Here is a 15,948-nt window from a genome sequence, read left to right on the forward strand (position 1 = left end):
GCCTAACGTTAGTTAGCTCACGGATTCTCGTTAGGTACATCACTAGGAACCCGACCCTCTGACAGCTGGCTGTGGCTGGGTCGGACCCTACAAGCAGGAAGAACTTCACAATGTCATCCACTAATAACGAGGCCGGCCACCAGGCCGATGCCATTATCGTGGGCGGCGGCCTGTCGGGAATGGCTGCCGCTTTCACACTGGCGCAGGAGGGACTTACGGTCACTGTCCTGGAGGCGAAAGACCGCGTCGGCGGTCGGACCCACTCGGACCCGGACACGCCCGGGGGTCCTTTGGACCTGGGCGGCATGCTGATCGGCACCACGCATGACCGGTCCCGCCTCCTTGGAGAGACCCTTGGCCTGTCATCGGTGCCGGCCCGCCCATCGGGCAGCATGACCTACCGGGCCGAAGGCCAGGTCGTTCGGGCACCCGATGGCGGCTACCCCGACGCCGTGGCAGGGTCAACCGCCCTGGACGCTGAGTTGAGGAGGATCAACGGGCTCTTTGATGAGTTGGCCGAACTCGTAGGCGCCGAAGGCCCGTGGGACATCCCCGACCACGCGGCTTTGGATGCCATAACGGTCGAATCCTGGCTTGAGGAGAATGTCACGGATGCGGTGGCCCGGCGCATAGTCAGAACCGACCTGAACATCATTGTTGGTGCGGACACTACCGAGATGTCCATGCTGTTTTGGGCCCAGTACGTTGCCAAATGCGAGGGCATGCGTGCGCTGCAGGTAACCGCCAACGATGCGCTGTGGCTCGGCGGGTCCCAGCAGATCTCCCAGCGCATTGCTGAGCTTCCCGGTGTCACTGTGGTCACCGGCGCCCCGGTCAGTTCCGTGTCCTACACTCGGGACTCTGTGGTCATCGAGTCGGCTCAGGGACGTTTCACCGCGCCTGCAGCAACAATTGCTGTCCCTCCCTCGGCTGCCAACGCGATCCAGTTCTCCCCTGAATTGCCTCTTGCCCGCCGCCAGCTTCAGGCACGGGCTCCCATGGGCCGGGAATCAAAAGTCCAGGTCCGTTACAGCCGGCCGTTCTGGCGTGATGCAGGACTTTCCGGCGAGGTGTTCGATCTGGACCTGGGTTATCTCTCACTTGACGTCACCCGCCCGGGGGACGAATGGGCAACCATCGTTGCATTTATCGGCGGCAAGGACTACGACGCGTGGTTTGCTCTCGGCGCTGACGCCCGAAAGCAGGCAGTGCTCGATTCCCTCCATGCCGTCCTTGGCCCGGAAGCGGCGGACGTGCTGGGCTACCACGAAACTGATTGGCCAAGTGTGCCTTACACGATGGGCGCACCGGTTACAGTGATGCCCCCGGGCCTGCTGAGCAAGATCGGGGATGCGTTGAACGCACCGGTGGGGGCCCTGCGGTTCGCCGGCACTGAAGCGGCCTCAATGTGGACCGGTTACATGGAAGGTGCCGTCCGGGCTGGGGAAGCAGCGGCACACAGCATCCTGGCTTCCCACAAAACACTCACGGCAGGAACAGTCTGATGACAACACAAGAATCAACGACAAAGATGGGCGCCACCGACTTTACGTATCTCATCCCCGAAGGTATGGAGGAAGTCGGTGAAACATACGGTCTCGCTCCCGGCGTGCGCAGCGGAGATCTCATTTTCGTCTCCGGTCAACTCGGGATCGACGAAACGGGCGGTATTCCGGCCGACGGCGCTCGCCAGGCAGAACTTGCGATCCTTGCAGTAGAACGTGTCTTGGCCGAGGCTGGCGCCACGCTGCGGGACATCGTTCAGCTGCAGACCTTTCACAAAGGCGGAATGGCCGCCACCAACGAATGGTTCCTGCCGGTCAAGTCCCGCTTCTTCCCCGCACCCTACCCGTCCTGGACAGGCTTCGGGGTCGCGGACCTCGGCGGAGAAGGGGCCATGATCGAGATCGGCGCCATCGCGCGCGTCCGCTCCTGAATCCTGTGACGGCCGCCCATTCATCAGTGGGCGGCCGCACAGGCGGGATCCCTCACGGTCCCATCTCTTTTCTGGCAGCCAGCCGGGGGCGGCTCCAGATCCTATATATTGATTCGCATCAAGAAGAGGCAAACAAAATGAGGAATACCACCCCTCCGACGGCGGCTCCGGGCGCCGCAGCCACTGAGACTAAAGAGCGGCTCTCGGGCGATCTGGGCACGACCTCGCTCGTTCTGAGCGTCCTCGCATTCTCCGCCCCGATTGTCACTGTCTCGGGCTTCATCGCCTTCACGGTCCTTTTCGCCGGAACAACGTCGCCCATTGCGTTCCTGACCGCCACAGTCGTCCTGACCATCTTCGCGGTCGGATTCACGACTATGACCAAGCACATCCCGCGCCCGGGCGCCTTCTACGCGTACGTCACGATGGGTCTCGGAAAGATTGTCGGCCTGGGCGGCGCTTACTTAGCCATCGTCTCGTACTCCATGATCATCACGGGACTGTACTCGTTCACCGGGATCACCATGGCGGCGCTGATCCAGAGTTTCGGCGGACCGGAAACCCCATGGTGGGTATGGTCGTTCGCCGCTCTTGCACTTGTTGGTGTCCTCGGCTACTTCCATATCGAGCTTTCCGCGAAAGTACTGAGCGTGGTCATGGTTCTGGAAGTCGTGGTCGTCATGACCTTCAACGTCGCTACCCTCTCCAAGGGAGGAGCCGAAGGGCTGTCTGCTGCGCCCTTCAACGCCGTGGAATTCTTCTCCCAGGGCGAAGTTGGCGTGGCACTGCTCTTCGCGTTCCTGACGTTCATCGGATTTGAAGCAACTGCTCTGTACCGGGACGAGGTCAAGGACCCGAACAAAACGGTTCCCCGGGCCACCTATCTGGCGGTGATCTTCGTTGGTCTGCTGTACTGCCTATCCTGCTACGCCCTCGTCAGCGCCTACGGCTCCACCGCGGTGGAGACCGCCACGAACAACCCGGCAGGTATGTTCAACGATGCCCTCGACCGGTTCGTTATGCCCGGATTCTCAAACGTCTCGTTGGTCCTTGTGGCTTCCTCCTGTGTCGCTGCCCTGATTTCAACCCACAACGTCATCGCCCGCTACCTGTTCAACATCGGCTCCGACCGTGCTCTGCCGTCCTACCTCTCCAAGGTCCACAAGCGCCATCACTCCCCGTACAAGGCGTCCGTCACGGTGTCCGTGGTGATCATCTTGGCCCTGCTCTCCGTTGTCATCTCGGGTGCCGACCCGGGACAGTTCTACGGTCAGATGGCCGGGCTGGGTTCCACCGGCGTTCTCGTACTCATGGCTTTGGTGAGCCTTGCGGTGGCGGTCTTCTTCTTCCGCAAGGGAGTGCCGGCCAGCGAAAACGCGTGGAAGGTGTTCATCGCGCCCATCGTGTCCGCGGTTGCGCTGACAGCAGTTGTGGTGTTCGCCATCATGCGCTTCGAACTTGTCGTCGGTGGTGAACCAGGCCAAAACCTTGGACTGCTGTATGTCCTGGGCGCAAGCCTGGTACTCGGCATCCTGTTCGCCGCATACGTTCGATCCGCCAAGCCGCAGATCTACAGCCGCCTCGGACGCCAGGAAACAGCCGAGGCAGACATGTCCTGACCCACTATGGTCTGAGGGGGCGCCTAATGGCCGCCCCCTCAGACATTTCTGGACGCATAAAGCATTTACAGCCGCAGCCAACGTCGCAACGTTATTCCTGGACTTACGATGGGAAGATGGTCCCCCTGAAGGCACGGCCAGGACAAGGACCATCGATGACACAAATTCAGGAGTGAAATGCAAGAAACGGCGCAGCGCGTGCAGGCCCTTGATGTTCTGCGGAAGGAGATCGCCACCTTCGACTGGTCGAGGCTAACTGAAGGAAAGCGGCTCATTCTGGACGCATTCCTGCGCATTGTCACCACCGAGGGCTACACGGCAGTGACTATGCGGGGACTGGCGAGGCACGTAAACATGAAGGCCGGAAGCCTGTACAGCCACTTTCCCGGCGGCCGGGAGGAAGTGGTGAACGCAGCACTCCGCTGGCATTTTTACCAGTTTGCCAAGGGGACCATCGAAGCCGTTGAAGCCACCACGGATGCGTTGGACTTCTGGACCACACTGGTCGACCAGCATGTGCGTCGGCAGCTGCAGGACCCCGAAAATGACATGTTTGACCTGATACTGGCTACAGACCGGATCACCCAGTTCCTCCCGGCCGAAACACGCCAGGACATAAACCATCTCGTTGACCTGAACGCTGCCTTGTTCAAGGGAGCTGCCGTGGATTTGGGATATCAAGGCGACATTGATCTGGCTGTATCGATCGTTATCACGACGCTCGACGGAGTCCACTCCTGGAGTCACTGGACCGGGGACGCGGATGAGGTGGACCGCATCGCAGATGCTGCCATACGGACTTCCCGGTCCACTCTGGAGGCGCACCTTCTGAGCAGCACCACCTAAACCCGAACCAGCGACAGCAAGGGCCGGCCCCGGACACTTTGACGTGTTCGGGGCCGACCCCTTTGTTTTGGGCTCAGAGAGCCGAATCAATAATGGCCTTCTCGGCGACATGCGTGGCTACTTCCTTCGCCACGGCAATGTGAAGAGGATGGGCCATGTAGTCCGCCAAGGCGGACTCAGATTCATGGTGGGACACAAGGACCAAATCCCAGTGGGTGCTGTCCTTGCCCAGATCGGGGCGAACCTGAAGGGCGAGCAAGCCGGGGATTTTGCCGCTGTCCAGTTTCCACAGTTCCGCTTGGGCCAAAGTGGACTGCTGGTGTTTGCCCTCCGCGTCCTCCGCACTTAGCCGGAAGGCAACGACGTGCTGAATCATTATCTCTCTTCTCTTTGAGCAGTTGGTGCTTTGCCTGGGCCTGGGCCTGGGCGGTGGAGCGGTAGGCCCCTGCCCGCTTGGTGTTTTCACCACGGACGTCTGTCCGGGTAGAACGAGGTGCGCCCCCTGGCAGGATGTGAAGCCTGCAGGGGGCGCGGGCACGTGATGGTGTCCGGTCGTGCGTATTAGTCGCGGTAGTCGATTTCGATATCGGCTACGTCCTGGTCGTGGAGGTTGACGACGATGTTGTCGGGCTGTCTTGTGGTGAGCCAGATCAGTTCCTTGGTGCGGCTTGCGTTGCCTTCGATGTGCGGCATGTGCGGGGGAACGAAGATGAAGTCTCCCTCATCGGCGTAGACGATTTCCTCGAATCGTTCCCCGAAGCGGAGGAAGGCGCTGCCCTGCAAAACGTACCCGCCTGTTTCGGCGATGCCGTGATGATGCGGGTCCGAGGCTTCGCCCACCGCGGTGTACACCTTTCCGAACCATAGGTGCTCGGCCTCGGTGTTTCTTGGCGTCACGCCCGCGTAGCGGCGTGCCTGGGAAGTCTGGTCCTGGTCCAGAAATGGCAGTTCGTCCGCCTTCTGCACGCTGGGACGCTTATAGTCGGTGGTGCGTTGTTCGGTCATGGTCTTATCCTTCCTAAGTGTGTCTGGTCGTGCCGTGTTGGTGGGAATCTCTGTCGTGTTGACGGCGATCTCATTGATCCGTTTCGATGTGGATGGTGTTGCGCAGTTCGCCGATTCCTTCGATTCGGGTGGTCATCACGTCCCCTGAGTGCAGGTAACGGGGTGGGTTCCTCACGAAGCCGACACCTCCGGGTGTACCCGTGGCGATGGTGTCGCCGGGCTCCAGCGTCAGGAACTGGGTGATGTAGACGACAAGTTGGGTGACGCTGAAGATCAGGTCGGATGTGTTGCCCGACTGCTCCACTCTGTCGTTCACGAGGGTTTCGACTCGTAGGCCGTCTTTCGGGGCGACTTCGTCGGGGGTGACGATGACCGGTCCCAGGGGTGTGGATTTGTCGAAGTTCTTACCTTGGAACCATTCCGAAGTCCGGCGTTGCCAGTCCCTGACGCTCACGTCATTGATGACCGTGTAACCGGCGATGGCTTCGTAAGCCTGATGCTCGTTGGCCTGGTTGATCCGTTTGCCGATGACAACTGCAAGTTCGGCTTCCCAGTCGATTTCCGTGCTCAAGCCTGGGAGACTGATGCCCGCCCGCGGCCCCGTTAATGCGGTGGAGACCTTACTAAATAGCGTTGGCACTTCAGGAACACCCTTGCCTACTTCTTCTGCGTGATCGTAGTAGTTCAGCCCCACGCAGATGGTCTTACCCGGCCTGGTGATCGGAGCCAACATGTCTTCCGGAGCCGGCGATTCTCCCTGCCGGGCCGGAAGTGAAGTCCACTCAGGAGTGTTGAGGAGCTGCCCCACGTCCGGCAGGTCATAGTAGTAAGTGCCGGTTTCGTTTTGCCGGAAAGCCCGGCTGTGATCGCCGTCCCGGATGGTACCGAGCTTCAAGAAGGCCTCCTAAACCAGGGTCATGCCGCCGTCAATCATGATGCACTGGGCTGTCATGTAATCCGAGTCCGCGGAGGCCAGGAATAGCGCCGTGCCAACAATGTCCTTCGGGTGCGCCATCCGGCCGCGGATGATCCCTTTTTCGTACTCATTGAGCGCCGTGCCCCGGCTCTCGATGTCACCGATCGCGTATAGGTCTTCATCCAGCTTGTCCCACAGTGGAGTGGCAACAACGCCGGGTGCGAAGGCGTTGACAGTGATCTCGTGCTTGGCCAATGCCTTGGCCCCCGACTGCGTCAGGGAAATAACGGCAGCCTTGGAGGCACTGTAGGGTGCGAAGGTTGGGAACCCTTCACGGCCGGCAATCGAGGAAGTGTTGATCACCTTCCCGCCCTGTCCCTGCTCAACCATCTGTTTCGCCGCCTCCTGCGTGCCGATCAGCACACCCAAAGCATTGATGTCCAGGACCTTCCTGAAGTTCTCTTCAGTGATGTCCAGGAACTGCATTGGGGCGTTGAAGCCCGCATTGTTGAACCAAACGTCCAGGCGGCCAAACTTGTTGACTGCCGTCTGGACAGCTGCCCGGACTTGGGCACGGTCAACAACATCGGCGACGGCGTATGCAGCTGCGCCGCCGGCCTCAACAATGCCCTCGACGGCCTTCTTTGCAGCGTCCTCGTTTAGGTCCACAACCAGGACCCTCGCACCTTCCTTAGCGAAGGCCTCACCAAACGCAAGACCCATGCCGCTCGCACCGCCAGTGATTCCAACAACTTTGCCTTCAAGCCTTCCAGCCATGAGAAGCCCTTCCTTCCGCGCCTCGCTGCGCCGCTTTGCCAAAAACGCCAGTTTTGCTAACTAACGTTAGGCAGCAATGTAGCAAACATCACGTCAAAAAGCAGCGGCATTCCAAAAAATCTTGCCCTAGGGTGGAAAGGCGTCGCGTGCCACTGCTCAGTGAGTATGACGATGCAGCAACTTTCCGGGATCCTTACAGTTACTTCCAGCAGGTAACGGGGGCGCGCTCGAAGGAGCCCGCCGGACCCTCACGTTTCCTTGGGCGACCCCGAGGACAACGTTCTATCCATACGCGGTCTTAGGGAGTGCCTGTGGACGGACGCCCGCATTTCTCCTCGCCCATGCGGACCCGCTTGTGTACAAAATCTTCACCTACTGGCAGCGGACCCTTGGTCGGCAGCATATATACGTATTAGCCAGAGTCGGTGCCACCGGAGGTCGGAGGGAAGTGGGGCGCATCTGTCCCAGCATTTCTACCGACTTGCAGACCTGCTCGCTGCGAAGTCCACGGCGAGAATTGCCCGGGAGAGCACAACGGCCCGGTCGGCCAGTTCTGCAAGTTCCGCGTCGCCGCATTCCCGTGGTGCCCAGCGCGTCGCCCCCTCGAGCAGTGTTATCACGACCTTGACGTGGTTCACGGCATCGGCGCAGCCCATGTCCTGCGCGGCTGCGACATACATGCTTTCGTGCAGCGCGACCCAGTGGTATACCTGGTCGCGCAGGTCTTTGGGCAGAATGCCGGCCATTCTGTCTGTCGCCACGAGCAGGTCCCAGAGGTTGCTTTCCGGCAGCCGCACCTGGCGTGTGAAGTGGAGCCTGACCATAGCGTCCCAGAATTGATCCGCATCGCTAGCTTGGCTGACTGCTTCGAGCAGGGCTACGCCGAACCGGTGGAAATGCCACCGCAGTGATTCGGCGACGATCTCTTCCCTTCCCTCGGGGAAGTGCGAGTAGAGGCTTGGCGGTTTGATGTTGACGGCATTGGCTATGGTCCGCATCGTTACGGAGTTGAACCCGTTGGCGATCGCAAGTTCGAGAAACGCTTCAAGGATGTGTTGCCGGGCAGCTTTTTGCCCCGCCCAGTTCCATTCCTTCAGCCGAAGTTCAAAAGCATCACGAGCAGCTTCGTGCGACATAGAGCTCATATCGCGTCATCCTAACAGGCGTTAGGCGCAGAGGCGTTTCTCGTCGTGCGCTATTCCCTAACGTCTGTTAGTTAGGTAGGCTGGAAATGGCGCAAAGCAGCACCGCTGCCGCCGTTACTCATGCTGTATGAGCGGGAAGAGCAGAACAATGGTCACCGAAAACACGAGCCTGGGGGCCTCTCGGAAAAACATCATCCTCGGAAGCGGTCTTTCGGGCATGATTGCCGCCTATATCAATGCCAGGGCGTTGGAAGACGACGCGGCCCACAACGCAAACTGGCACGCTCAGCAGGCCTTCCGCTCTAAGGGCAAGCGCTGGGGAATCAAGTGGTTCGCTTCCCGCCGCGGTGGTAACGCCGTCGTTTCCTGAACTCTCCACTCCACGAAGGAACGTGTCTGACATGGCCTCTGCCGAAGTACTTTCCCCTTGGCTGCCGCATGAGTCACTGCGCCAAACAGACCGGGTGCGCGAACTCTTCCTCATGCAGCCCCACGCCGACCTCACCGGAATCCGGCCCATCGTGGCGCGCTCCTGGTACAGAAGCCGGGCTGCCGGTGTAGACGCTGTAGCGGACCGAGGATTCTTTGACGAGGGCCGAGTGGACGAATACACCATTCAGGCGGCCGGTCCACACCTGCAGAAACTCGATGAAGTTGCCGCTGACCTTGGTGGCTACGTGAACCTGACAGCGCCCAACGGTGTACTGGTCAAAGCAGACTTCCTGCGTGATGACGGCTTTCCTGCCGGGTATTCACTGCTGGAGGAGAGCTGTGGGAGCAACGGTGAAGGCCTGGCCCTGGAAGAAGGACGCGGTGTCTGGCTTGCACCGGAGGAGCACTTCCGCGAGGACATGCGGGGCAACTGGTGCTTCGCTTCCCTGGTCCGGGATCCCTTCCACAACAGGGTTCGGGCTGTCATCGGGCTCACTCTGCCCGCCAGCCGGGTTTCCACGCTGGAGCCGTCATCCACGTTGTTGATGCTCGAGGGGGTTGCCTCACGGATTGAACGCGACATCGAGGTCCGGACGTCATCCAAGGAACGGGCGCTACTGAGTGAATATTTGACGGTCTCCCGCCGCAGGGGCAACCGTGCCGTCATTGCCCTCGATGGAAAGAACTCCCTTCTTAACGCCTCCGCAACGGCAACGTTGGAAGACAGCGACCTCTCGATTATTTCCGGCTACGCCAAAGCTGTGATGTCCTCCGGCCGGGAACTGAACTGTGAAGTATCGCTCCAGGGGCCAGGGCCTTCCACCCTGGAAGTTTCACCAGTCACCCTCTCGGCGGCCAACGTCGGTGCAATCGTTGTCGTCCGGCCACACTCACCTGTCAAGGAGCGTGTCTCCGCACCGAGCAGTATGCCGGACAAGCCGGAAACGTCCCTGCCGGACACCGTGGACCGGCTAATGAAGCATCTGGACGGGACGAGCATGGGGTTCAAGCGCACCCTCGACCTGGCCCGCAAAGCTGTAGAGCAGGAACGCTCGGTAGTTGTCATCGGTGAACTGGGCAGCGGGAAGCGCCGACTTGCCGGCGCCATAGCCTCACTGCGTGGCGAGCAGATGGTGGTAGACGCCAGGGGTGGTGCGCTCAGAAATCCTCAACTCCGGGATGTTATCCACCGCGTATCAACCGAACTGCCGTCAACCCTCATCATTGAACATGCCGACGAACTCTCACAAAACGAGGCCGCCGAGCTGGCCAGAAACCTCCGGGGCAACTCCTCCACCAAACTCGCATTCACCATCACGCGCCCCACGGATGCCACCCTGCTTCTCTCCGAAGCGTTCGATGTCCTGGAGATTTCGGTTGAGCCCCTGCGCAACAGGAGGGAAGACATCCCGCCACTCGCAAACGCGATCGCCGAAGAGATGGGGGACCGCAGGCTGTCCCGCCGGCTCATCACAACACTGACGCACGCAGACTGGACCAGGAACATCGACCAGCTGCGGGCTGTGGTATCCAATGCTGTTGAACGTTCCAGCGGCGCAGAAGTAACGGTGGATGACCTCCCGCAGGGGTTCCACCGGGTCCTGACCAAGGGCCGGTTGTCCCGGCTGGAGGACGCCGAGCTCAGCGAACTCCGTACAGCCCTCCAGGAAGCCGAGGGCAACCGCAGCCTGGCGGCAGAAACCTTGCAGATTGGCCGCTCCACCCTCTACCGCCGGATGGACTACTTCCGCAGCAGAGGGTTCGACCTCTAGTTCGAAACCCTTTGAAGCAGCTGGCCACCCCGGGTGGCTGGCTGCTTTCTGCTGCCCCCCGCGGTGCCCGGACAGTATCCCATCCGGGTGTCTCGATCTGGTACGGATGGGCCTGCTCATATCGCGTTCTACTTGAAATCACCCGGACACCGGCACCCTCCCCAAGGAGTGCTAGGCAGATAAAGAGGGTACAAAACGAATAGGACGACGACTATGACCCGCGATGCCCAGGGAACCATTCTTGTGGCCCCCCATCACTTTCCGAACCTGGACCGCGAGCACGCGCTCGCGAAGGAGTTCGGTTACATACTCAACACGGCTGCCGACACCGAATCCTTCCGTGAAGGACTTCCCGAAGCCGACATTGTGATGATCACGCCCTACGCGAAACTTACAGCTGTGGACTTCCCTGTAATGTCCAAATGCAAGGCGGTCATCAGGTACGGAATCGGCTACGACAACATCGACGTTGCCGCTGCCACCGAGGCCGGTATCCCGGTGTCGATTGTCCCGGGGACAGCTTCGGAGGAAGTAGCTTCGCACGCTTTCGCCATGGGCTTGGCGTTGGCCCGCAGGCTGCCTGCGGGTGATGCGTCGATCCGGGAGCTCGGCTGGGCCGGAACCATCGGCTACGACACGCCTGTACTGTCCGAGCTCGAGGTCGGTGTACTTGGGATGGGCCGCATCGGCCAGCATGTGGCCCGGATGTACCAGGCAGTTGGAGCCCGTGTGCGAGCTTACGATCCGTTCGTTACCGACAGCTTCGTCGAGCTGACCGGGCTGGCAGACATCCTCGAGAACTCCGACGTCGTCTCCTTGCACCTGCCGCTGACCGCAGACACGGCAAACCTCCTTTCAGGGGATGTCCTGGGGCGGATGCGGAAGGGCGCCGTGGTGGTCAACGTCTCCCGCGGCGGCCTCATCGATGAATCGGCTCTAGCCGACGCACTGACCTCGCGACACATTGCCGGTGCCGGCATCGACACCTTCGCCGAAGAGCCGCTGCGTGACGGGCACCCGCTGCGCTCAGCGCCCAACACCATTCTCACTCCCCACATCGCCTGGCGCTCCAACCGCTCGACGGGCGCGCTGCAGGACGGTGCCGTGGAACGGGTCCGCTTGGCCCTGACCGGCCAACCGCTCATCGACCTCGTGAACTGAAAAGACTGGAGAAGAACCAATTGGGAACACGAAACCACCTGGAAAAGGCCACGGAGAGCCACCCCGCGGAGGATCCACATCTTCGCAGGGGACCCCGAGGCTACCCCCTGCTCCCGGGCGGCTACGGCCGATCAACGTATTACACAGGAGCCCCGAGCCCGTATGCCATCCGCGGCGAGGGCTACCGCGTCTGGGATGACCGCGGCCATGAGCTGATCGACGCGAACAACAACTTCACATCGCTGATCCACGGCAACGCGCATCCCGAGATCACCGAGGCCGCGACGAAGGCACTCACCGCCGGCGCCAGCTGGGGAATCCCAAACCTCTACGAGTGGGAATTGGCAGACCTCCTGTTGTCCCGCCTGCCCGATCTTGACCAAGTACGATTTGCCAACTCCGGCACCGAGGCCGTGATGTCCGCAATCCGCATCGCCCGGGCAAGCACTGGACGCGAACGGGTAATCGTCACCAAGGCCGGCTACCACGGAACGTCCGAAGTGGCCTTGGTCCCTGGCGGACCGGCATATCAGCGGGGAGTGACGCGGGGTGTGATCAACGACGTCACTGCGGTGCCCCTCAACGACGTCGACGTGCTGCGTCAAGAGGTTGAAGCTGCACCGGACTCCTACGCCGCCATCATCCTGGACCTGCTGCCCAACAGGGCAGGTCTCCTCAGGATCTCCGAGGACTTCGTGCGCACGGCCCGTGAGCTCGCGACGCAGTACGGGATTGTCCTGATCATCGACGAGGTCATTAGTCTGCGCCTGGGATTCAACGGCTTCAGTGGTGAATACGGCGTTTCCCCCGACTTGCTCACCACAGGCAAGTTGATCGGCGGCGGCTTCCCCGTCGGCGCTGTGGCCGGCCGGGCCGAGCTGATGGCCGAAGTGGATCCGACCCGTCCAGGCAGCTTGCCGCACGGCGGCACTTTCTCCGGGAATCCGGTCAGCATGGCTGCCGGAGCCGTTGCCTTACGCCTCTTCACCCAAGAGGAAGTAAAGAGGCTCAACCACCTCGGTGATACCACGCGAGACGCTGTGAACTTGAAGATCGCCGACGCCGGCTGGGAAGTGCGCGGCCGAGGTTCCCTGCTCCGCGCGGTTCCTGCCGGCGCAGAGAAAGTCGACGAAACGACCCAGCACAAGCTCTGGTGGGCTTCGTACGAGCGGGGATTGCTCGGCTCGCCGGCCAATCTTCTCTCATTATCAACGCCCATGGACGAGAAAGTCGCGGCCGATATCGCGGATCGTCTCGCCGATGCTGTGCTCGCAGTAGCCGGGAAACCTTCCCTCACGGAAGACGGGAAATAGGAAATATGCAAATCATCTCTTACGAACACGAATCCGGTATCCGGGGTGGGGTCTTAATTGACGACTCTGTCCACGACCTCGAGCTTCTCCTGCAGGCTTCGAGTGGGGCAGTCAAGGGTTCAACCACGTCCGTCCGTGAATTCCTTGAGCTCTACGGCGACCGGATTGCGTCGATCTCGGCTGAGCTGTCTGCCCTCGCTGCGCAGGATCCGGCGGCCCGCGTCGGGGCGCGTTCCGAGGTTCGATTGACCACCCCGGTGCCGGACCCGGCCAAGGTGCTCTGCATCGGTCTCAATTACAAGGACCACGTGGCGGAAACTGGCCGCGCCTTCCCCGAATATCCGGATGTGTTCGCAAAATTCGCCTCCACCATGGTGGGCCCCGAGGACGAAATCGGCGGTACCCGGGTCAGCGATAACCTCGATTTCGAGGGGGAAGTTGCCGTGGTCATTGGCCGCCGGGCGAGCGAGGTCTCCGAGGACGAAGCACTTGACTACGTCGCAGGCCTGGCCCCGCTGAACGATGTCACGGCACGTGATCTCCAGTACCGGGGAACCCAGTGGCTTGCGGGCAAGGCTGTTGACGGTTCAACTCCTTGGGGTCCGGCACTGGTGACCCTGGACGAAGTGGGAGACCCGCAGACACTTGACCTTGCGACGCGGGTGAACGGCATCGAAGTGCAGCGTTCCAACACGCGGCATCAAATCTTCTCCGTCGCCCGCATCGTCTCCTACTTGTCGAGCTTCCTCACCCTCGAACCGGGAGACGTCATTGCCACCGGTACCCCACAAGGCATTGGTGCCAAGCGGAATCCTCCCGTCTGGCTTGAGCCGGGCGACACGGTGGAAATCGAGATCAACAAGGTGGGGCTGCTCCGCAACCTCGTCGGCAAACCCGAGCTATAACCCTCCAACTCTACGAAAGTTAGAAGACCCATGAGTGAAGTACAGACACAACCAGGTGAAGCGAGGTACCGCATCGCCGTCGATACCGGTGGCACGTTCACGGACGTGGTAGTGGGATCGAATACAGGCGACATGGCGGTTGGCAAGGCATTAACCACCTACGACCGCGTCTTCACCGGCTTTGAAGCCTCCGTGCGCCGGGCCGCGGAATCGGTTGGCTGGAGCGGGGATGACGTCCTGCGCCACGCGGATGTGATCGTTTACGGCACCACGCACGCCACCAACGCAGTACTGACGGGCAAGGTAGCCAAGACGGCCCTGTTGACCACGGACGGCTTCGCCGACACTTTGCTGCTCCGTGAGGGTGGCCGCCGGGACGCGTTTGACTCCAAGGCTGCCTACCCGCCGCCCTACATTCCCCGACACCTGACCTTTGAGATCACCGAACGCATTTCCGCTGAAGGCGATCTCCTCGTGCCGTTGGATGAAGAGCAGGTCCGTGAGGTTCTGGGTTCCTTTAGGGAAAAGGGAATCGAAGCGGTGGCCGTGTCCTTCCTGTGGTCGATCATCAACGACGCCCACGAGAAGCGCGTCGCCGAACTCATCCAGGAGATCCTGCCGGGTGTCCCGTACACGCTGTCCAACGAGGCCAACCCGACCATCCGCGAATACCGCCGCTCCTCGGCAGCCTCGATCGACGCCTCCCTCAAGCCGTTGATGGCTGACCACCTGGGCAAGCTGCGCTCCGACCTCCAGGAGTACGGTTTTGGCGGTGACCTGCTGGTGGTCACCTCTGAAGGTGCGGTGCTCGACGTCGTGGATGTCCTGGACCGGCCCGTACTGCTGCTGAACTCCGGACCGTCCATGGCACCGCTTGTGGGCGCGGCAGCTGCTCCGGAACGGGACACGGTAGTGGTCTGCGATATGGGCGGCACCACTTTCGACGTGTCCCTGGTTGAAGAGGGCGTTGTCCGCCACACCCGGGAAGCCTGGCTGGGTGAGCCCTTCGTAGGACACCTCACCGGTCTATCCTCTGTGGCCGTGACAAGCATTGGTGCCGGTGGCGGCAGCATTGCGTGGATCGATGGCGGCGGCCTGCTCCGTGTGGGCCCGCAGAGCGCCCGCAGCACTCCTGGCCCGGCCGCATACGGTCGCGGTGGCGAGGAACCTACGGTCACCGACGCCTGCGTCGCGCTGGGTTACCTTGACGCAGATGGCTTTGAAGGCGGGTTCACGCTGGACCGCGAGGCAGCGGTCCGTGCCATTGATACCCGCATCGCAGGCCCACTGAACATGGACACCTTGCAGGCCGCACAGGCCATTTTGGACGTCTCGGCAAACCACATGGCCACGGCGATCCGGCAGGCATCCTTGGAACACGGCGTGGATCCGCGCGGCGCGCTCATCGTAGCCGGCGGCGGCGCCGGGGCCATGGTGGCCGCCACAATCGGCGTGCTGCTTGAAACCGACACAATACTGATACCGGCGACGGCCGGTGTGCTCGCCGCCTACGGTGCCCATCGCGCCCCGATCGCGACGGAATTCCTCTCACCGCTGCACAACGACACGCGCAGTTTCGACGCAGGGTCTGCCTCCCGCGCGGTGGAGGACCTGACGGGCAAGGCGAACGCCTTCGTCGAGCGCTTCGACGGTGTGGGCGATGCACCCAATGTCACCTACTTCGTCGACGCGCGCTACCCGGGCCAGGCATGGGATTTGCGGGTATACCTGGATACGGCCCCCGACACCGCAGGTGATGCTGCAGGGATCATTGAGCGGGCTTTCCACGAAGAGCACGACCGCCGCAACGGAACCCACGATTCGGACAGCCGCGTGGAGATCATCACGTGGGGTGTCCGGGTGGAAATCCCGAGGCCCGAGCATACCAAGGACAGGGCCGAGGTCAGCATTACCACCGAAGTCCACCGCACAGACTCCATCGTGTTCGGCGGCGAAAGTTTCAGCACCCAGCGGTACCGCGGCGTCACGCTCGCACCGCGGGACAAAATCGTTGGTCCCGCTGTCATCGACCAGCCCACAACCACCATCGTCGTGCCTCCGGAGTGGAACGCCACTCTCGACGAACGATCCAACATCTACCTCACCCGTAAGGAGGCGTAA

General features: G+C 61.4%; 15 protein-coding genes. 10 read left to right on the forward strand and 5 right to left on the reverse strand.

Annotated elements, in window-relative coordinates; genetic code table 11:
- The first annotated feature begins 110 nt into the window (after window positions 1-110).
- The 4 genes from J2X42_RS12770 (at window position 111) to J2X42_RS12785 (ending at window position 4,401) form a co-directional block, all read left to right on the forward strand.
- Window positions 111-1,505 carry an NAD(P)/FAD-dependent oxidoreductase gene (locus J2X42_RS12770; RefSeq protein ID WP_310165655.1) on the forward strand — a complete coding sequence of 465 codons (1,395 nt, stop codon included), beginning with the start codon at window positions 111-113 and terminating at the stop codon, window positions 1,503-1,505.
- A 26-nt stretch (window positions 1,506-1,531) separates the two neighbouring features.
- Window positions 1,532-1,936, forward strand: a complete 405-nt coding sequence (locus J2X42_RS12775) for a Rid family hydrolase (protein ID WP_310165657.1) — start codon at window positions 1,532-1,534, stop codon at window positions 1,934-1,936.
- Window positions 1,937-2,073: 137 nt separating this feature from the next.
- The gene (locus J2X42_RS12780; RefSeq protein ID WP_310165659.1) at window positions 2,074-3,555 is read left to right on the forward strand and encodes an APC family permease; all 1,482 of its coding nucleotides are present in this window, start codon (window positions 2,074-2,076) and stop codon (window positions 3,553-3,555) included.
- A 177-nt stretch (window positions 3,556-3,732) separates the two neighbouring features.
- Window positions 3,733-4,401: a TetR/AcrR family transcriptional regulator gene (locus J2X42_RS12785; RefSeq protein WP_310165664.1), complete on the forward strand. Its 669-nt coding sequence runs from the start codon at window positions 3,733-3,735 to the stop codon at window positions 4,399-4,401.
- A 73-nt stretch (window positions 4,402-4,474) separates the two neighbouring features.
- Here the strand turns inward: J2X42_RS12785 and J2X42_RS12790 are convergent, their stop codons facing one another.
- The 5 genes from J2X42_RS12790 to J2X42_RS12810 form a co-directional block, all read right to left on the reverse strand.
- A complete protein-coding gene (locus J2X42_RS12790; RefSeq protein ID WP_310165666.1) occupies window positions 4,475-4,777 on the reverse strand; it encodes a Dabb family protein in 303 nt (100 codons plus the stop codon).
- A 185-nt stretch (window positions 4,778-4,962) separates the two neighbouring features.
- Window positions 4,963-5,406, reverse strand: coding sequence for a cupin domain-containing protein (locus J2X42_RS12795; protein ID WP_310165668.1), 444 nt, complete (start codon window positions 5,404-5,406; stop codon window positions 4,963-4,965).
- A 70-nt stretch (window positions 5,407-5,476) separates the two neighbouring features.
- Window positions 5,477-6,301 carry a fumarylacetoacetate hydrolase family protein gene (locus J2X42_RS12800; RefSeq protein WP_310165669.1) on the reverse strand — a complete coding sequence of 275 codons (825 nt, stop codon included), beginning with the start codon at window positions 6,299-6,301 and terminating at the stop codon, window positions 5,477-5,479.
- A 9-nt stretch (window positions 6,302-6,310) separates the two neighbouring features.
- Entirely contained in the window at window positions 6,311-7,099 is a 789-nt protein-coding gene (locus J2X42_RS12805; RefSeq protein WP_310165670.1) for a glucose 1-dehydrogenase, read from the reverse strand.
- A gap of 473 nt (window positions 7,100-7,572) precedes the next feature.
- Window positions 7,573-8,244, reverse strand: coding sequence for a TetR/AcrR family transcriptional regulator (locus J2X42_RS12810; protein WP_310165672.1), 672 nt, complete (start codon window positions 8,242-8,244; stop codon window positions 7,573-7,575).
- A 148-nt stretch (window positions 8,245-8,392) separates the two neighbouring features.
- Here J2X42_RS12810 and J2X42_RS12815 point away from each other — a divergent pair, with 148 nt between their 5' ends.
- The 6 genes from J2X42_RS12815 (at window position 8,393) to J2X42_RS12840 (ending at window position 15,948) form a co-directional block, all read left to right on the forward strand.
- A complete protein-coding gene (locus tag J2X42_RS12815) occupies window positions 8,393-8,614 on the forward strand; it encodes a hypothetical protein (protein ID WP_310165674.1) in 222 nt (73 codons plus the stop codon).
- Between the two features lie 31 nt (window positions 8,615-8,645).
- Window positions 8,646-10,448, forward strand: a complete 1,803-nt coding sequence (locus J2X42_RS12820) for a helix-turn-helix domain-containing protein (RefSeq protein WP_310165676.1) — start codon at window positions 8,646-8,648, stop codon at window positions 10,446-10,448.
- A 213-nt stretch (window positions 10,449-10,661) separates the two neighbouring features.
- Entirely contained in the window at window positions 10,662-11,609 is a 948-nt protein-coding gene (locus J2X42_RS12825; RefSeq protein WP_310165678.1) for a C-terminal binding protein, read from the forward strand.
- Window positions 11,610-11,629: 20 nt separating this feature from the next.
- Window positions 11,630-12,922, forward strand: a complete 1,293-nt coding sequence (locus J2X42_RS12830; protein ID WP_310165680.1) for an aminotransferase class III-fold pyridoxal phosphate-dependent enzyme — start codon at window positions 11,630-11,632, stop codon at window positions 12,920-12,922.
- 5 nt (window positions 12,923-12,927) lie between these two features.
- On the forward strand, window positions 12,928-13,827 hold the full coding sequence (locus J2X42_RS12835) for a fumarylacetoacetate hydrolase family protein (RefSeq protein ID WP_310165682.1): 900 nt from the start codon (window positions 12,928-12,930) through the stop codon (window positions 13,825-13,827).
- 30 nt (window positions 13,828-13,857) lie between these two features.
- Window positions 13,858-15,948, forward strand: coding sequence for a hydantoinase/oxoprolinase family protein (locus tag J2X42_RS12840; RefSeq protein WP_310165684.1), 2,091 nt, complete (start codon window positions 13,858-13,860; stop codon window positions 15,946-15,948).

Origin of the sequence: Arthrobacter sp. BE255 (assembly GCF_031457335.1) — a bacterium.
Classification (GTDB): Bacteria; Actinomycetota; Actinomycetes; order Actinomycetales; family Micrococcaceae; genus Arthrobacter.